This is a genomic window from Alteromonas sp. LOR, from assembly GCF_000753865.1.
In the GTDB taxonomy this organism is placed as follows: Bacteria; Pseudomonadota; Gammaproteobacteria; order Enterobacterales; family Alteromonadaceae; genus Alteromonas.
In genome coordinates, this window is record NZ_JQFW01000049.1 from 56419 (window position 1) to 73417 (window position 16999).

Annotated in this window: 16 protein-coding genes; 1 reads left to right on the top strand and 15 read right to left on the bottom strand. The window is 45.4% G+C overall.

Translation table 11 applies throughout. From position 1 onward, the window contains the following. Nucleotides 1-159: 159 nt before the first annotated feature. The 5 genes from JV36_RS0113915 to ubiG all read right to left on the bottom strand — a co-directional run bounded on the left by JV36_RS0113915 (nt 160) and on the right by ubiG (nt 4624). On the bottom strand, nt 160-819 hold the full coding sequence (locus JV36_RS0113915) for a glutathione S-transferase family protein (protein WP_032097720.1): 660 nt from the start codon (nt 817-819) through the stop codon (nt 160-162). Then, complete coding sequence (locus tag JV36_RS0113920; protein ID WP_032097719.1) at nt 819-1427, bottom strand: glutathione S-transferase family protein; 609 nt, start codon at nt 1425-1427, stop codon at nt 819-821. The genes JV36_RS0113915 and JV36_RS0113920 overlap by 1 nt, the downstream gene beginning before the upstream one ends. Before the next feature lie 115 nt (nt 1428-1542). Beyond that, entirely contained in the window at nt 1543-2517 is a 975-nt protein-coding gene (locus tag JV36_RS0113925; protein WP_032097718.1) for a lipase chaperone family protein, read from the bottom strand. After that, entirely contained in the window at nt 2517-3410 is an 894-nt protein-coding gene (locus JV36_RS0113930; protein WP_235207859.1) for a lipase family alpha/beta hydrolase, read from the bottom strand. The genes JV36_RS0113925 and JV36_RS0113930 overlap by 1 nt, the downstream gene beginning before the upstream one ends. 461 nt (nt 3411-3871) lie before the next feature. Beyond that, entirely contained in the window at nt 3872-4624 is a 753-nt protein-coding gene (gene ubiG, locus JV36_RS0113935) for a bifunctional 2-polyprenyl-6-hydroxyphenol methylase/3-demethylubiquinol 3-O-methyltransferase UbiG (protein ID WP_032097717.1), read from the bottom strand. Between the two features lie 205 nt (nt 4625-4829). Between ubiG and JV36_RS0113940 the strand changes: the two genes are divergently transcribed. Then, nucleotides 4830-5189, top strand: a complete 360-nt coding sequence (locus tag JV36_RS0113940; RefSeq protein WP_032097788.1) for a DUF2237 family protein — start codon at nt 4830-4832, stop codon at nt 5187-5189. A 115-nt stretch (nt 5190-5304) separates the two neighbouring features. Here the strand turns inward: JV36_RS0113940 and JV36_RS0113945 are convergent, their stop codons facing one another. The 10 genes from JV36_RS0113945 to miaA all read right to left on the bottom strand — a co-directional run bounded on the left by JV36_RS0113945 (nt 5305) and on the right by miaA (nt 16998). Further along, nucleotides 5305-6735, bottom strand: a complete 1431-nt coding sequence (locus tag JV36_RS0113945) for an aldehyde dehydrogenase family protein (RefSeq protein WP_032097716.1) — start codon at nt 6733-6735, stop codon at nt 5305-5307. Nucleotides 6736-6803: 68 nt separating this feature from the next. Beyond that, entirely contained in the window at nt 6804-8444 is a 1641-nt protein-coding gene (locus JV36_RS0113950; protein ID WP_032097715.1) for an acetolactate synthase large subunit, read from the bottom strand. Nucleotides 8445-8577: 133 nt separating this feature from the next. After that, the gene (locus JV36_RS0113955) at nt 8578-8991 is read right to left on the bottom strand and encodes a DUF4112 domain-containing protein (protein ID WP_032097714.1); all 414 of its coding nucleotides are present in this window, start codon (nt 8989-8991) and stop codon (nt 8578-8580) included. Nucleotides 8992-9146: 155 nt separating this feature from the next. Beyond that, nucleotides 9147-10226, bottom strand: a complete 1080-nt coding sequence (gene hemH, locus JV36_RS0113960; protein ID WP_032097713.1) for a ferrochelatase — start codon at nt 10224-10226, stop codon at nt 9147-9149. Between the two features lie 185 nt (nt 10227-10411). Further along, a complete protein-coding gene (locus JV36_RS0113965) occupies nt 10412-12013 on the bottom strand; it encodes an AbgT family transporter (RefSeq protein WP_326938234.1) in 1602 nt (533 codons plus the stop codon). Nucleotides 12014-12320: 307 nt separating this feature from the next. Then, nucleotides 12321-13202, bottom strand: coding sequence for a protease modulator HflC (gene hflC / locus JV36_RS0113970; protein WP_032097712.1), 882 nt, complete (start codon nt 13200-13202; stop codon nt 12321-12323). A 5-nt stretch (nt 13203-13207) separates the two neighbouring features. Next, the gene (hflK, locus tag JV36_RS0113975; RefSeq protein WP_032097711.1) at nt 13208-14359 is read right to left on the bottom strand and encodes an FtsH protease activity modulator HflK; all 1152 of its coding nucleotides are present in this window, start codon (nt 14357-14359) and stop codon (nt 13208-13210) included. A gap of 67 nt (nt 14360-14426) precedes the next feature. Further along, entirely contained in the window at nt 14427-15716 is a 1290-nt protein-coding gene (gene hflX, locus JV36_RS0113980; protein WP_032097710.1) for a ribosome rescue GTPase HflX, read from the bottom strand. Nucleotides 15717-15733: 17 nt separating this feature from the next. Next, entirely contained in the window at nt 15734-15985 is a 252-nt protein-coding gene (gene hfq / locus JV36_RS0113985; RefSeq protein ID WP_032097709.1) for an RNA chaperone Hfq, read from the bottom strand. 77 nt (nt 15986-16062) lie between these two features. Further along, nucleotides 16063-16998 carry a tRNA (adenosine(37)-N6)-dimethylallyltransferase MiaA gene (miaA, locus tag JV36_RS0113990; protein WP_032097708.1) on the bottom strand — a complete coding sequence of 312 codons (936 nt, stop codon included), beginning with the start codon at nt 16996-16998 and terminating at the stop codon, nt 16063-16065. Between the last annotated feature and the right edge of the window lies 1 nt (nt 16999).

The following is a 16999-nucleotide window of genomic DNA, read 5'->3' on the forward strand; positions in this document are numbered from 1 at the left end:
TAGGGCTTTTTTTTGTTGAATCTACATGACTGCCATGTTGTTTTCAATAACAGGCATAAGCCACCAAGTAATATTTAATGTTTTATTTTTTGGTGAGTTATGCCTGCAAAGACCCACTAAATGTGGTTAGCCATCTTAAGTGTTACTAACAAACTTGCACTACCGAGTTACCACGTTTTTTGCACCTTTCAGCAAAGCTTCTTTGTCTATTTTATTAGGGACTTCCACGCCGCGCCTCGCAGCGGGACGAGCTTCAATACTGTTCTTCCAACGAATGAGATTATCCAGCCCGTCAATGCTGGCTCCCGACCATTCGTAGGTTCTTACCCAGCACCAGTTTGCCATATCAGCAATACTGTAATCGTCAACCAAGTACTCGTGGTTGGCGAGGTGACCATCTAACACCGTAAACAGTCGACGTACTTCGTTTTGATAGCGATCGATAGCTATGGGCATTTTTTCTTCTAGGTATCGATAGAAAACATTGGCTTGTCCCATCATCGGCCCTACGCCGCCCATCTGAAACATCAACCATTGCAACACTTTGCTGCGCCCTTTCACATCACTGGGTAAAAACATACCGTTTTTTTCTGCTAGATAAATCATTATGGCGCCAGATTCGAAGACCACGTGGTCGTCTTCACTTTTATCCACAATTACCGGAATGCGACCGTTAGGGTTTTTAGCGAGAAACGATGCCGTTTTCTGTTCGCCCTTCAAGAGATTAACGGGCACAACAGAGTATTCTAATCCCATTTCTTCCAGTGCTACGGAGGCCTTCCAGCCATTCGGTGTTGCTGCTGTATATAGGTCAATCATTAGGCTTTGGCACTCGCTCTGCTATTCACACTGTCATACCAACGAAGAAGGTTGGTTTGTTCATCTTTAATTCTTATATCAACAACCCGGGCAAAATCGATGGCACATAAGGCGGTTATGTCTGCTATCGAGAATGTGTCTCCTGCAATAAACGTATTGAGTTCTAACCTGCGCTCAAGAATATTGAGATACTTAGACGCATTAATACCCGCTTCTTTGCCATATTCCGGGACTGGCACCATACGATCTTTGAAATAGCCTGTGGTGTGCTGAAAACACATGCCAACTTGAAGCATAAGTGCCAGCTCTACTTGCCGTTGCCACATTGCTATAGTGCCTTTTTCAAGTGCACTACTTCCCATTAATGATGGCTCTGGGTGAAGCGCCTCAAAATAGGTACAAATTGCATCTGTTTCTGCAATGCATGTTCCATCGTCAAGCTCAAGAATAGGTATTTTACCAAGGGGGTTTTTCGCACGCATTTCTGCACTCAAGTTTTCACCTTTTTGGATATCGACCTGAACATAGTCCATATCGATACCTTTTTCGGCGAGAAACATGCGAACGCGACGGGGATTGGGTGCGGTTTTGGTTTCGTAAATTTTCATACTTATAGGGCCTTATTTGTTTTAAGTAGATTAGAACTTAGTAAAACAGGGATCAAATCACTCTAAATTAAGGTGAGTCTATTCAGTCACTGAATGGTTATACCTGTTTGCCCAATTATTGATTATTGCCGTTCACAACTACTCTAAGACGCTTAATTTCATTTTCTGTAAAATCCGAGGTCTCATATTCTCGTATCAATTTGCTGTATTCTTGCTTTGAAAGATTAGCGCTTTCCAGCTTTTTAATATGTGCGCGGTAATCTTCTACTTTTTGTTCCCACGCGCCCTGCTTTTCCCACAATGTATTAAAACGCTCGGCCACTTCATAACCAAATTCAGCGCTTATTGCGCTAAAGCGAGAATTGTTATCACGGTATTGCTGCTTTATTTGTTGAATTCTGTGCATATCAACCGTCGGCTTAAAGGCTTTACTATCGCTTGCAATAGCGAGAGATTCGACGATGGTGTTCTTTTTTTCCTCACGAGTAAGGGTGTTGTCTTGGGCTATGGCAAGCCTTGCTAGCGCATCGTTATCAGAGGCCGCATCACTACCAAATAAATATTCATACTCTTGATGACTGAAAAACTGCCGTCGTAAATCATATCGGGCGTCTAGCTTTTCCTGAACACTTTTGAGTGATGTGTGATCCGTATCTATTTCTACATCTTCGCTGGCTAATGCCACTTTGTAGTTAACAAAACGGGAAAACAAGTCTACTGCGTAATCATGGGTATCTTTGGTATGTAGCGATTCACTGTGGGTCACATAGGCAATTTGTACGGCCAACGGCGCTTGCTCAGCGTGTTCTGCAATAAAGAGCTCGAACCTGTCCTTTACCCAAATATTTAGCACAAATGGAATGAGGTTTTTGGTATTTTCACCTTCAGCAGTGGATGAGGCTGCCTTACTTGCAGCAGTGCTTTTTACAGCAGCGTGTAACGATGGGGATCCGCCGTTGCTAGTGGTGCTTTGTGGGTCTGAAGTAGACACCACAGAAGTTTCTGTATCGCTCTGTGGTGTAGCAACCGTCAGTAACACAACAATGATAAGGAGGGCTAATAGCCCCCCTCCTATAACCGCCGCTTTCACTACAGCCCTTGACGTTTCAGTCTGTTAGCCTGCTGCACGAACACATTCACTGGGTTGGTTTCAAACCAGTGGGTAATACCAAAACTTTGATTAACCTCATCAAGATGGTTCATTCTGTAGTTATCTCGCAGTACTTTACCTAAGTGAGAGCTACAGGTAGCCACTAATCCATCATTGGCTTCGTTAAATGCAGTGCCGGTAATGGCTAAGAAAGGGTCAACAACGTCAAGGGCATTGGTAAAAGTTTTACCTCCACTCCATGAATAATAATACACCCCATTTTCCGCCAGCATTTTGCCATCATTTCTGCAGTACGCCGATGGCATACCCTCTGGGTAGCGTTGATTAAATCTCACGGTTTCATCCGTTGATAACGAATTCAACGCAGCAATAGCGTCGGTGGGTTTGTCTCTAGGATCTGACCCCGAGGCAAACTCAATAATGTTGGCAAACGCGTTGACAACAACTCCAGCAGCATCTTCTTGAAAAGAATCTTCAGCAATAGCATTACGCAGTTGGTCTGCGACTTTACTGCCCCAATTCACACCGCCTACTGAGCTTACTGAAGCAACCTTATCTGGTGCAACGCTTGCCGCATAGCGTGCAGTTGGACCACCGTGGCTGTGCCCAATCAAATTCACTTTTTCAGCGCCTGATAATGCAAGCACTTCGTCTATATAGTTCAATAACTGCTCACCACGCACTTCCGTTGAGTTTGCAGGTGATACTTCGGCAATGTAAACAACGGCACCATTGCGTGTCAGCTTTTGCGGTACTTTGTAGAAGTAATCTACAAATAAGATATCTTCAAACCCAAATAGGCCATGTACTAGCACTATAGGGTATTTTGTTTTTGCGTATGTGGATGCTGAAGCATGGCTGGCAAATGCCATGCAAATCACAGCGAGTAGTAGTGACACTCTTTTAATTGTTTTCATGTGTTCCCCTTTAATCGCACGACCTTCACTCGTATCGACCTTCTATTCCACGACCTTTTATCGAACGAATTAGAATCGTATCAACCTTTAATCTCATTGAGCCGGCCTTTATGAACGGCAAATGTCCAAACAGGTCCGATGTCAGACCTTTGTTATGATTATGTAAATATATTGTAAATATCAAGGGAGGAGAAAAATAATTAATATGCAGAAAAGAGATATTCGAGGTGATTTAAGCAATACGGAGGCAGTGAATATCTAATAATCAGTAAGTTATAACAATTGCAGCGTATGACTATCCATACTATTTTTACTATGGATAGTGACCATTCGCTATGAATATACCCACTAGGGTAAACTGTCAATTTCTACGAAAAGTGTTACGTCAGCGGTGTTTTAAACGAGGTGCACGAAAGCTACTGTTGATGCGCATAAGCCTGAATATAATTCACCGCGAGGCTTGATGTAGTATGCCACGTTGAAGTGAACGGATTGAGTTTCATGCCCACTTGATGCTGTACTTTAAAGTCGTCGCCCACCCAATTAATAAGCTCTTTAGGGGTGACAAACTTGCGCCAGTCATGAGTACCGATAGGCAGGTAGCGCATAACGTATTCAGCGCCAACAATAGCAATAACGAAACTTTTCACCGTTCTGTTTAGCGTCGCTAATATTAGCAGTCCACCGGGTTTCACCATGCTAGCGCACTCATTGATTAGCTGCTTTTGATCTGGCACATGTTCAACCACCTCTGCATTAATCACCACGTCAAACTGTCGACCCTCTTTAACGACCTCGCTAGAGAGTTGATGGCGATATTCCACATCCACATTACTTTGCTTAGCGTGACGTTTAGCCACCTGTACGCTTACTGCGCTGGCATCAATACCCGTGACCGTTGCGCCTTTTGACGCTAGTGGTTCACTGATTAGGCCGCCGCCACTGCCAATATCAATGATTGATAGGTTAGAAAAGGGTGTCGAGCTCTCTTGGCATGTAAAGTGTGAGCGTATTTGGGACTCGATAACGTCAAGTCTCGCATTGTTAAAGTCTAGCGCCGTTTTAAATTTACCTTTTGGATCCCACCAGGTTTCAGCAAGTGCATCAAATCTAGCTATTTCCTCTTGAGAAAAGTTGACGTTGCCGCTTTTGGTGCTTTTATCCAACATGTATGTGTTACCTCAAGTTCGTATTTCGAAAAGCATGTTTCGAAACTCATATTTTGAGAAGCGTATCTCAAAAAGCGTATCTCGAAAAATGGAGTGTACAAAAAGGGGTTATCAAAATGATGTGTAAAAAGGGATGCATCCCTTTTTACACAAAACCGTATACACTCTAGATTTACTAGATACGCAATTAGCGAGGTATTTGATTTTGGCGAATGCAAAAAATGTTTATGGCAGACCGCTTCAGCTTTGCTGCGGCAACGCCGGTTTTACGAGAGAAGGCTTTTGCTATGTGCCTTCGGCTGATGTGGGCAATCATAGCGTATGTGCAGTAGTAACAGATGAGTTTTTACAATTCTCTTTGCGCCAGGGTAATGACCTTATAACGCCGTGGCCGAGCATGGAATTTTCGGGCCTACTAGCGGGCGACAGATGGTGTTTATGTGCAAGTCGATGGCTACAAGCTTATGAAGCTGGTGTGGCACCTACCGTGCGTCTAGAGGCTACACATGAAAAAGCGTTGGACGTTATTCCGCTAGCGATACTTGAAGAGTATGCAGCAACCTAATTTTATCGAAAAATGACATGTTAAAAACATGTCTTTCTCGAAATGTAGCATTATCAGCTTATACAAAGCACAAAAAATTAAGGCGCTTGTTAGCGCCTTAATTTTAGCTCTACAATTATTGCGGCGTTCGCAACACCATCAGCCGTGTCTCTGACATATCCTCGATGGCGTAACGTATGCCTTCTCTGCCCAAACCAGAGTCTTTCACTCCGCCATAAGGCATATTATCTACGCGCCAGCTTGGTACATCACCAATGACAACACCACCAACATCTAGCTCGTTCCATGCCTTATGTGCTTTATAAATATCTCGGGTAAACACCCCAGCCTGCAGTCCATAACGACTGTTATTAACTTCATCTAGCGCCTCTTCATAACTATCAAAAGAGTAAAGCACTGATAGCGGACCAAACGCTTCTTCCGCGCTAGCATCACAGTCTTTGGGTACCCCTTCCATTACCGTTGCATCAAGCATGGCACCGTCTCTGGTACCGCCACACAGAATTTTTCCGCCTGCTTTTTCAGCGTCAATAATCCAGTCGTGAAGTCGCTCTGCCTCGCCCTCAGAAATCATTGGCCCAATAAAGGTATCTTCACTCGACGGGTCTCCACTGACCAGCGCTTTTACTTTTTCAACGAAGCGCGTTTTAAAGTCTTCATAAATGGCGCTGTGTACCAGTAGCCTTTGCACACTGATACAGCTTTGACCTGACTGATAGTACGCACCAATGATAATACGCTCTACGGCATCATCAAGGTCGGCATCCTCATCTACAATACATGCAGCGTTGCCACCTAGTTCTAACACTACCGGCTTTTTACCCGCTTTGGCCTTGAGGGCCCAACCTACATCAGGGGAACCTGTGAAACTAAGCAGTTTCAAGCGCTCGTCTGTTGTAAAAAGGTCTGCGCCATCTCTGCTGCAAGGCAAAATAGAAAACGCCCCTTTGGGTAGTGCGGTTTCAGCTAGCACTTCACCAATAATAAGTGCACCGATGGGTGTGCGTGACGCAGGCTTAAGCACAAATGTACAACCCGCTGCAATAGCGGGGGCCACCTTGTGCGCCGCTAAATTAAGGGGAAAGTTAAAGGGAGAAATAAACGAACAAGGCCCTATTGGCACCTTCTTCGTCATACCTTGATACCCTTTGGCTTTAGCTGAAATTTCTAAATTAACCACTTCGCCATTAATGCGAACCGATTCCTCAGCAGCAATTTTAAACGTGTCGATAAGGCGACTTACCTCGCCTTTCGCATCTTTAATTGGCTTGCCCGCTTCTATACACAGCGCTTGTGCAAGCTCATCGGCGCGCTCTTGAAACCGCTTTACACAATGCTCTAGCACTGCTTGGCGCTCGTAAGGTGCCATTGCGGTCATTGCTGGCTGGGCGGCTTCTGCCGCCGCAATGGCCTTGTCGATGGTATCGGCGTCGGCGATGGCAACCTGAGTGGCTACCTCACCGGTATATTTATTTGTCACGTCAAGATTAGTATTAGCGTAACACGCCTCGCTGGCGAGGTAGTACGGATAGCTTTCCTTTAACATATTGGCTCCTTCTGTTTTGCTTTGCTGTTTTAAATTGCTGCATGCAGTTGCTAATTAAGCGCGCAATATCACAACTTAGCACTGAGTTCTTTAATGGTATGGTTGAGCGTTTCATCGTTCATGCTGTAATCAATGGGACAATCGATGATGTGAACGCCCGGGGTCTGTAAACAGCGCTCAACCATGGGAATAAGCACGTCGGTGTCATCCACTCTCCAGCCCTGCGCACCGTAGCTTTGAGCGTATTTGACAAAATTGGGATTGCCATAGTCCAACCCAAATTCGTCGAACGCCATATTCGCCTGCTTCCATTTGATCATGCCGTAGGCGTCATCTCGTAAAATGATCACCACGAGATCAAGTTTAAGCCTTACGGCGGTTTCTATTTCTTGGCTATTCATCATAAAACCGCCGTCGCCGCATACACTTAGCACGGGAACGTCTGGGTTCACTAATTTTGCAGCCATTGCAGATGGTAATCCGGCGCCCATACTGGCTAACGCATTGTCGAGTAAAAGGGTATTGGGGTGATAAGCGGGATAATTACGAGCAAACCAAATTTTATAGATACCGTTATCAAGGGTCACTATGCCGTTGTCGGGCATCACCTTTCTAATATCTCTCACAAAGCGCTCTGGCAATATTGGAAAACGATTGTCGTCTTCGGCCTCTGCACGATGATGCACATAAGCTTCATGAACGTCTTTGTAAAAATCGAGCTTCCAGTCTTTTTGCGGCGTAATCTCTTCTTTGATTTGCCAAATGCTATTAGCAATGTCGCCAACAACTTCAAGCTGCGGGAAATACACAGGGTCCACTGCAGCGGGGTCGAAGTTAACGTGAATCACTTTTTTATCGTTGTGATGCATAAAGAAGGGCGGCTTCTCTACCACGTCATGGCCTACATTAATAATAAGGTCTGCCCGCTCGATAGCGCGGTGTACAAAGTCACCGTCCGATAGTGCCGTGTTGCCGGCAAATCGCGGGTCGCTCTCGTTAAGCACGCCTTTACCCATTTGCGTGGTCACAAATGGAATACAGGTCTTATCCACAAATTCGCGGAGCATTTTAGCGGTAAGCTTTCGATTAGCACCGGCACCAATTAATAGCAGTGGCGAAGTTGCATTTTCTATCATAGATACAGCAGAAGACACCGCTTTATATTCCGCAATAGGTCGTCTTGCCACACTTGGCTCTAAGAGGTGCGCGGTAGTTTGTTCTGCAGCGATGTCCTCTGGTAGTTCAATGTGAACCGCACCAGGTCGCTCTTGGTGAGCCAGTCGAAATGCTTCCCTCACCGTTGAGGGTATTCTGTCACCGCTTACCACCTGCGTGGTAAATTTGGTGATAGGACGCATCATGTCCACTATATCGATGACTTGAAAGCGCCCCTGCTTGCTGGTTTTAATAGGTTTTTGGCCCGTTATCATCAACATGGGCATAGCGCCAAGCTGCGCGTAGGCAGCGGGCGTGACTAAATTCGTTGCTCCTGGGCCAAGGGTGGCCAGACACACCCCTACCTTACCGGTTAATCGCCCATAGGTAGCGGCCATAAAGCCCGCACCCTGCTCGTGTCGCGTAAGCACAAGCTTAATGGATGAGGAACGCAATGATTCAAGCAGGTCTAAATTTTCTTCACCTGGAATACCGAACACGTACTCAACGCCTTCGGCCTCAAGTGCCTTCACAAATAAATCAGACGCTTTCATATACCACACACTCCTTTGTTGAATAATATTCAAATAGTGCCTATTGCTACGCACTTAAGCCAAAAATCGATTGGTGTGGCTATAACAATAGGTGAATTGTGGTGTTTGTGCCCAATGAACGTGGAATTTGTGCCTAACTATTTTGCTGTTCAGCTTCCCATTGTTCGAGCTTTTCTTTGGTGGCTGCATCTACCGATGCTTTATTCTCACTTATCCACCAACGTTCCATTACTCGCACATTTTTTTGATTTGCTTTGTAAAACACGTCGATGATGTCGCCAACAAAGGGAATAAAACCTAAACCAAAATCGATGGCAGAATTTTTTACCATCTGAGCAACTAAGGCGCTTGGCATACCAAGAGATTTACCAAGCCAAACAATGCGCAAAGAAACGAATAACATGAGTGCATCACCTGCACCAGGGATTAGGCCGACAATAGAATCCAAGCCAATTTTGATAGGGATGAAAGGGAGTTTAATTGCAGTATCTAATAAGTTGGCGAGCTTTTGCGCCTTCAGTAATGCCGGTGGTGCTTTAACGTCCATATTCACTCCTTTTTGGGCATACTGCCCTGATGTAAATTAACAATGAGGCATTAACATTACCATGCCCCATTTGGATGACCAGAGCTCAAAAAACCAAGCCCTATATTTTAGGGCCTGAATAAAGACATGTACTTCGGGGCGCTATTTCTTTGAGCTTATACTTCAGAACCTAGCGCCTTGGCTAATCCTGCGCGCACCGAATTGTCAGATTCCACTGTCCAACCGTGAAGGTTTTCTTGGACAATATCAAATAACACATCGATGTGTTCTTCGTCGCTATTTAGCGCGTCAATATATTCATAACGCTCTCCGCCTGCTTCCATGAAGTACTCGTGGTTCTCTTCGCCTATCTCTTCAATAGTTTCTAGACAGTCAGCGGAAAAGCCCGGGCACATCACTTGGATTGACTTAACCCCTTTGCCAGGAAGCCCTTTTAACGTTTCGTCAGTGTACGGCTTTAACCATTCTTCTCGCCCAAAGCGGGATTGGAATGTCGTCATGTATTCATCATGAGATAGACCGAGCTTTTCAGCAAGTAAGCGTGATGTTTTGTGGCATTCGCAGTGATACGGGTCGCCATTCATCAAGTAGCGCTTAGGAATACCATGGTAAGAAAGAATTAGCTTATCGGCACGACCGTGTTGTTCCCAGTGTGCTTTCACTTTATTGGCAAGGGCCTCGATAAAGTTACTTCTATCATTGTAGTGGTTGATAAAACGCAGTTCAGGTAACCAACGTCTTTTCGTAAAGTCATTTGCTATCGCATCGAACGTAGAGCCTGTAGTGGATGCACTGTATTGAGGATAAAGGGGCAGCACTACCAGTTTTCTCACCCCGTTTTCTAACATCTTATCAATAGTATCGCTAATGGCCGGTTGACCGTAACGCATAGCAAAATCGACAATAACATCATCACCGTACTTTTCTTTACAGCGCTGCGCGATAGCTTCTGACTGGGCTTTTGTAATTGATAGTAATGGTGAGCCTTCATCTGTCCATACCGTTGAATACGCTTCGGCAGAGCGCTTCGGGCGAATATTCAAAATAACCATATTTAGAATAAACCACCAAATAATACGAGGCACTTCCACAACTCGCGGATCTGATAAAAACTCTTTCAGATAAGGGCGTAGCGCTTGCTTAGTTGGTGCTTGTGGAGTACCTAAGTTGGTCACCAGCACGCCAATCTTATCCGCTTGGCCGTGAGTAAAACCTTTATTCGATTTGTATTTCATTAAAAGCAGTCCGAAAAGTACAACGTAATGACACTATTATACTGAATTAAGGGCCGTTATGATCTCTTGTACGCCTATAAATACGCAATTGAGTTGATAGGATATTAAGATTAAAACAAAAAGGGCGCGAGATAAAATCTCACGCCCTTTTCTGACAAACACTTATCACTTTCAGAGGTTAAAGGCTAAGGCTGATAGTAGGTTGCAGCACCTGGCCCTACCGGCATACCTAGTAAGAAGACCCATACGTAAAACAAGATAGTCCACCCAATAACAAATACCATTGAATAAGGCAGCATCATTGCGATGAGTGTACCCATTCCTAAATCTTTCTTATACCGCGCTGCCATGGCTAATATAAGCCCGAAATAACTCATCATAGGTGCGATAACATTGGTCACTGAGTCACCAATTCTATACGCCGCCTGAATAACTTCAGGCGCATAGCCAATCAGCATAAGCATGGGAACGAAGATGGGCGCGGTAACAGCCCACTGTGCTGAAGCACTGCCTAGTGAAAGATTGACCACGCCACACATCAAAATAAACAGGATAAATACAGAGGGTCCATCTAAGCCAGCGGCTTGTAATAGCGCCGCGCCTTTTACAGCCAATACCGTACCTAAGTTTGTCCATTTGAAAAATGCTACAAACTGAGCGGCGAAAAACACTAACGTAATGTATAACCCCATTGCGCCCATGCTTTTTGACATAGCGTCGATAACGTCTTTATCGCCTTTCATAGAGCCTGTCACCTTGCCATAGACAAAGCCGGGAACCGCAAAGGTGATAAAAATAAAGGCGACAATGCCTTTTAGGAAGGGAGAACCCGCAACTTCGCCTGTCTCAGGATGGCGCAAGATGCCATTTTCAGGAACCACCGTAAGTGCCAAAATAGCGCACACTAGGGCAAATGAAATACCTGCCCAACGCAATCCTTTCTTCTCAAGGTCGGTAGGCGCATCCATTGACTGACTGCCTAGGTCGATAGACGCTTCAGAAGGGTCGTATTGCCCAAGTCGCGGCTCAACCACCTTTTCGGTAACCAGCGCGCCCATTGTGGCCACTACAAAGGTACTAATAAACATGAAGTACCAGTTTACTTCAGGACCAACCGCGTAGTCTGGGTCTATCATGTGCGCCGCTGCTTCGGTTATACCAGAAAGAAGTGGATCCACTGTGCCCAGCAGCAAGTTGGCACTGTATCCCGCCGATACGCCAGCAAAGGCTGCCGCCAAGCCCGCTAAAGGGTGTCGTCCTAGAGAATGAAATATCATTGCCGCAAGGGGGATAAGAACAACATAGCCCAGCTCAGATGCGGTATTTGACACAATACCCGCAAACACCACAGCAAAAGTCACAGCGCGTTTAGACGCATTCATCACGAGTGCCCGCATGGCCGCCGAAAGCAGCCCAGAGTGCTCCGCTACCGATACGCCAAGTAGTGCAACCAATACCGTTCCAAGTGGAGCAAAACCAGTGAAGTTGGTCACTAAGCCCGTCACAATGCGCTGCAGTCCCTCTGCGCTCATTAACGAGATAACTTCAATCATTCCATCAGCTTCTCGGCCTTTGGCACCCTCTGGGCGAGGGTCGACCACAGCTAAGTCAAAATAACCGAGAATACCGCTAAGTAAGACGATAAATAGCGATAGCAGTGCAAACAGGGTGACGGGGTGTGGAAGTAAATTCCCTAACCATTCTACCGTTGCCAGAAACCGCGAAAATAAACCACCTTGTCCGCCATTATTATCGGCAGACTTTATTTGTTTGTTGTCCGTTGTCAAAACGTTCCCTCTGTCGTTATAGCGTGCCTGCTTAATATACTCGTTGCTGGGAAGGCAAAGATGCGTTGTGTGATATGCATTACGCAACAAAGATCACGGCGTAGTTAGCGGCACTTTTATTGTAAATTCCATGGCATTTTATCGGATTTAACACGAATTTGGCAGAGCGAGGTATAAATGAGGTATTTATCTTACAAAGACATCCAGAGTAAACCATTAAGATATGTCGCTAAAACAGATACTTGCCACTTTACAGCAGGCACAAAAAAGCCAGCCTGAAGGCTGGCTTTTCAAAACATAAATTGACTTATTTAGCTTGTGATTGGTTCATATATTTGAAGAAATCACTGTCTGGCGCAATAACCATGACGTCTTGCTTACTAGAGAAACTCTTTTTGTAGGCATCCATACTGCGAAGGAAGCTGTAAAAATCTGAATTTTTCGAGTACACGTCAGCGTATATTTGCGCTGCTAGAGCGTCACCTTCACCGCGTAGCTGTCTCGCATTACGCTCGGCATCAGCAAGCATTACCGTCACTTTCGCGTCGATGTTTGCGCGGATCACTTCCGCTTGCTCTTGACCTTCCGAACGGTGCTCACGAGCAACAGCTGCACGCTCGGCACGCATACGCTGGAAAATAGAGTTACTGACTTCTGTTGGCAGGTTAATTTGCTTCACTCGCACATCAACAATCTGTATACCCAGCTCATCAGATGACGTAGACGCTTGCTCCATTGCTTGGTTCATTAGCGCTGAGCGCTCGCCTGAAACAATTTGCGCAATAGTTCTAGTACCAAACTCTGAACGCAGACCGTTATTCACTTTTTGCTTCAGTAGTGCTTCGGCTTGTAGCTTGTTGCCACCCGTAGATAGGTAGTAACGAGCAAAGTCGTCGATGCGCCATTTCACGTATGAGTCAACAATCAGATCTTTCTTCTCACTGGTTACAAAACGATCCGGCGAGCCATCTAGCGTTTGAATACGCGCATCTAAACGACGCACAGAATCAATAAACGGTAGTTTAAAGTGTAAGCCTGGCGTAAATACTCGTGTCTCGCCAGTGGCTTCATCACGTTGTATTTTACCAAATTGGATTACAATAGCTCGTTCGCCCTCTTTAACGGCAAACAGAGAGCCCGACGCCAATAGCACTAGGAGAACGACAACAGCAATAATTATGTTTTTCATAGCGATTATCTCCCTTCTCTAAATGATTCGCCGCGCAAACCGGATGTCGGAGTACTGTTAAGGTTACGACCGCCTTCATTCGTTACCGGCATTTGTAGTCCTTCCAGCGTACTTCTCGACGTTGGCTTAGCATTCTCACGCTGACGGTCCATGATCTTATCAAGTGGTAGATACATCATGTTGTTACCGCCCTTACTGTCCACAAGGATTTTGCTAGAGTTACTCAGCACTTCTTCCATTGTTTCAAGGTAAATACGCTCACGGGTTACCACAGGCGCACGCTCAAACTGAGGCAGCAACTCTTCAAAGCGTGCTACTTCACCTTGGGCTTCCAAGGTAACGCGTTCTTTGTATGCTTGCGCTTCTTCATTCATACGATTGACCTGACCACGCGCTCGTGGCTCAATCTCTCTTGCATATGCTTCAGCTTCACGGATGAAACGTTGCTCATCTTCCTGTGCCGCTATCGCGTCATCAAATGCATCTTTAACTTGCTCTGGCGGACGGGCATCCCTGAAGTTCATATCAATAATTGATACACCCATGTTGTAGGGTTCAATAATACCTTGAAGCTCTTCCCACACACGTTGGCGAGTTAGCTCACGACCGTCTGTTAGCACGTCGTCCATTCTAGAATGACCAACAACATAGCGAATTGCACTGTCTAATGACTGACTTAAGCTACGGTCTGGATCTTCTACTGCGAACGTCCAGCGAACAGGGTCAACAACGCGAAACTGCATTTCCATTTGAACGCTAACCACGTTCTCGTCTTCGGTCAGCATTGAACCTGATGAAGATTGATCTCTGATAGACTGAACGTCTACCGGTATCACAGAGTCGATAAACGTTGGGGCCCAGCGTAAACCTGGCTCAACTTGTTTATGATATTCACCAAAACGCAAAACAACGCCTTGCTCAGCCTCTCTAATAGTGTAAAAGCCGCTTATAACCCAAATGGCTATGAGTAGCCCAGCTAAAATACCAGCACCGATACCGCCTAGGCTTTTACCTGAACCGCCACCATTGCCACCTGATTTACCAAACTTACCGAATAAGTTTTTAAATACATCATCTAAATCTGGGGGACCTTGCTCTCGGCCTCCGCGATTCTTCCACGGGTCGTTTTTATTGCCACCCGGCTCATTCCAAGCCATGCTGATACTCCATAGATTACAGTTTTATTTTTTAAGTTCGCATGCATTATCAACGCTTTCGCACTGATTAATGTCGCACAACATACTCTGATATTCCGTTTTCTAGACGCTTTTCGAGTCTATTCCAATCGGCAGCTGGCATTCTCACATCCACTACCCAATCGCCCTGATTGTCATACTCTTCGTTGGAAATGCAGTTAAGCTCATAAAGCACTCCACGAAGACGGCTATGTGCCGGAGGTATCTTCAAGGTATAATTTACCATGCTTTTGGCTAGGCATTCGGTGAGTGCTTGACCAAGAAGCTCAGTACCCTCACCAGATTGGGCTGACAGCCACACTCGGGTTGGAATACCTTCCTCGTTTCTTTCTATACGCGGTTCGACATCGTCTAGTTTATCAATCTTATTACAGATTAGTAATTGTTGTATCTCGCCTGCGTCAATTTCTTCTAATACGTTATTAACTTCATCCATCGTCTCACGATATTTGGCGTCTGCAATATCGACGACGTGAAGCAATAGGTCAGCCTCTTGAGTCTCTTGTAGCGTCGCTTTAAATGCGGCAACAAGGTCGTGGGGAAGATGACGGATAAAACCAACCGTGTCGGCAAGAATAGCCGGCCCAACATCCTGCAGATCAATTTTTCTGAGTGTAGGGTCAAGGGTGGCAAACAACTGGTCGGCAGCGTAGACGTGTGAATCTGTAATGGTATTAAACAGTGTCGATTTACCCGCGTTTGTGTAGCCAACTAAGGATACCGTTGGTATTTCGGCACGTTTGCGCGAACGTCTTCCTTGTTCACGTTGTTTTTGAACCTTTTCTAACCGGCGTAGAATGGCTTTAATACGCCCGCGTAATAAGCGACGATCAGTTTCTAACTGCGTTTCACCCGGCCCGCGTAATCCTATACCCCCTTTCTGGCGCTCAAGGTGAGTCCAGCCTCGTATTAAACGAGTAGAGATATGGCGTAGCTGTGCTAGCTCCACTTGAAGTTTACCTTCATGAGTTCTAGCGCGTTGGGCAAAGATATCGAGTATTAGACCGGTGCGATCTAATACTCTGCATTTACACACAGCCTCGAGATTTCGCTCCTGTGAGGGAGAGAGGGAGTGATTGAAAATAACTACGTTGGCATCGTGTGCCTTAACAGCAGCAGCTATTTCCTCTGCTTTACCTGATCCGACGAAGAATTTTGCATGGGGTGCACTGCGCGAGGTAGTAATAACCTCAGCGGCATTAACACCGGCTGAAGACACAAGTAGTTCAAGCTCACTTAAGTCTTCTTTGCTGTTCTCATCAGAAAAATGTATATGAACAAGTACAGCCTGTTCACCGGCTTCATAACGGTCAAACAAGCGCGTTACCTTTTAGTTTATTCAGTTTTAGTATTTTCGGAATCTCCTGTTGTGCTTGGCATTGTGATAGCACGTGCTGGAACAACGGTTGAAATTGCATGTTTGTAAACCATTTGGCTCACTGTGTTCTTCAGTAAAATAACAAATTGATCGAAAGACTCAACTTGTCCCTGAAGTTTAATTCCATTTACCAGATAAATAGATACTGGGATACGTTCCTTGCGCAAAGCGTTCAAGAATGGGTCTTGTAAAGATTGCCCTTTAGCCATTTGTAATCCTTAGTTTTTATTATTAGCGGGCGCTGTTTCACTCCGCCTCACGTCTATTGTATACCACACTCAATCGTTTAGAGTGTGACTCGTGCTGCAATTTTAGTCAATTTATCGTTAGCAAATGTGTCTAACCACGTCACATCTTGCCAACCACGTAACCAAGTAAGCTGTCTTTTGGCAAGCTGCCTAGTCGCAATGATGCCGCGTTCACGCATATCATCGTAACTAAGTTGTCCTTCAAAGTACTGCCACATCTGTCTATAACCCACAGATCGAATAGAAGGTAACTCGTCAGAAAGATCACCTCGCTCGTATAACTTTTTTACCTCGTCTTCAAAGCCATCATCAAGCATTAAGTCGAACCTGCGTTCTATTCGCTCATGTAGTATAGATCTATCTTCGGGCGCTATAGCAAACTGTGTTATCTCATAAGGGCACTTTGTACCCTCTTGCTGCTGCCAGTGAGTCAGGGTTTTTCCTGTACTGCGATAGACCTCTAGCGCTCGCGTGATACGCTGAGGATCGTTTGGATGAATTCTTTCTCCGCTTACCGCATCGACATCCTTGAGTTCGTTGTGTAAATGCGTCCATCCTGACGCTTGTGCTTCACGGTTAATCTGCTCGCGAATAACTTCGTCTGACTTAGGTAGTGACGAAATTCCATTTATCAAGGCATTAAAGTACATCATTGTACCTCCTACCAACATGGGTAGCTTGCCACGACCATGTATTTCACCAATAAGTCGCGTTGTATCGTTCACAAATTGCGACACCGAATAACTTTCAGCGGGGTCGATTATATCGATAAGGTGATGGTGAACCACCGACTGTTCTTGCTCAGTGGGTTTTGCCGTACCTATGTCCATGCCTTTGTAAACCAAGGCAGAATCAACACTGATAATTTCGCATTCAGTGTGCTTAGCAACGTCTAGTGCCAAAGCCGTTTTGCCTGATGCCGTCGGACCCATAATTGCCAATACAGGAGAAGCAGTTTCTATGCCAATAGACATA

Coding starts and splice junctions, on each gene's coding strand:
- hemH (WP_032097713.1), bottom strand. CDS start 10,226: ATGAAATACAAATCGAATAAAGGTTTTACTCACGGCCAAGCGGATAAG.
- JV36_RS0113915 (WP_032097720.1), bottom strand. CDS start 819: ATGATTGACCTATATACAGCAGCAACACCGAATGGCTGGAAGGCCTCC.
- JV36_RS0113950 (WP_032097715.1), bottom strand. CDS start 8,444: ATGAAAGCGTCTGATTTATTTGTGAAGGCACTTGAGGCCGAAGGCGTT.
- JV36_RS0113945 (WP_032097716.1), bottom strand. CDS start 6,735: ATGTTAAAGGAAAGCTATCCGTACTACCTCGCCAGCGAGGCGTGTTAC.
- miaA (WP_032097708.1), bottom strand. CDS start 16,998: ATGTCTATTGGCATAGAAACTGCTTCTCCTGTATTGGCAATTATGGGT.
- ubiG (WP_032097717.1), bottom strand. CDS start 4,624: ATGTTGGATAAAAGCACCAAAAGCGGCAACGTCAACTTTTCTCAAGAG.
- JV36_RS0113920 (WP_032097719.1), bottom strand. CDS start 1,427: ATGAAAATTTACGAAACCAAAACCGCACCCAATCCCCGTCGCGTTCGC.
- JV36_RS0113930 (WP_235207859.1), bottom strand. CDS start 3,410: ATGGCATTTGCCAGCCATGCTTCAGCATCCACATACGCAAAAACAAAA.
- JV36_RS0113955 (WP_032097714.1), bottom strand. CDS start 8,991: ATGGACGTTAAAGCACCACCGGCATTACTGAAGGCGCAAAAGCTCGCC.
- hflC (WP_032097712.1), bottom strand. CDS start 13,202: ATGAAAAACATAATTATTGCTGTTGTCGTTCTCCTAGTGCTATTGGCG.
- hfq (WP_032097709.1), bottom strand. CDS start 15,985: ATGGCTAAAGGGCAATCTTTACAAGACCCATTCTTGAACGCTTTGCGC.
- hflK (WP_032097711.1), bottom strand. CDS start 14,359: ATGGCTTGGAATGAGCCGGGTGGCAATAAAAACGACCCGTGGAAGAAT.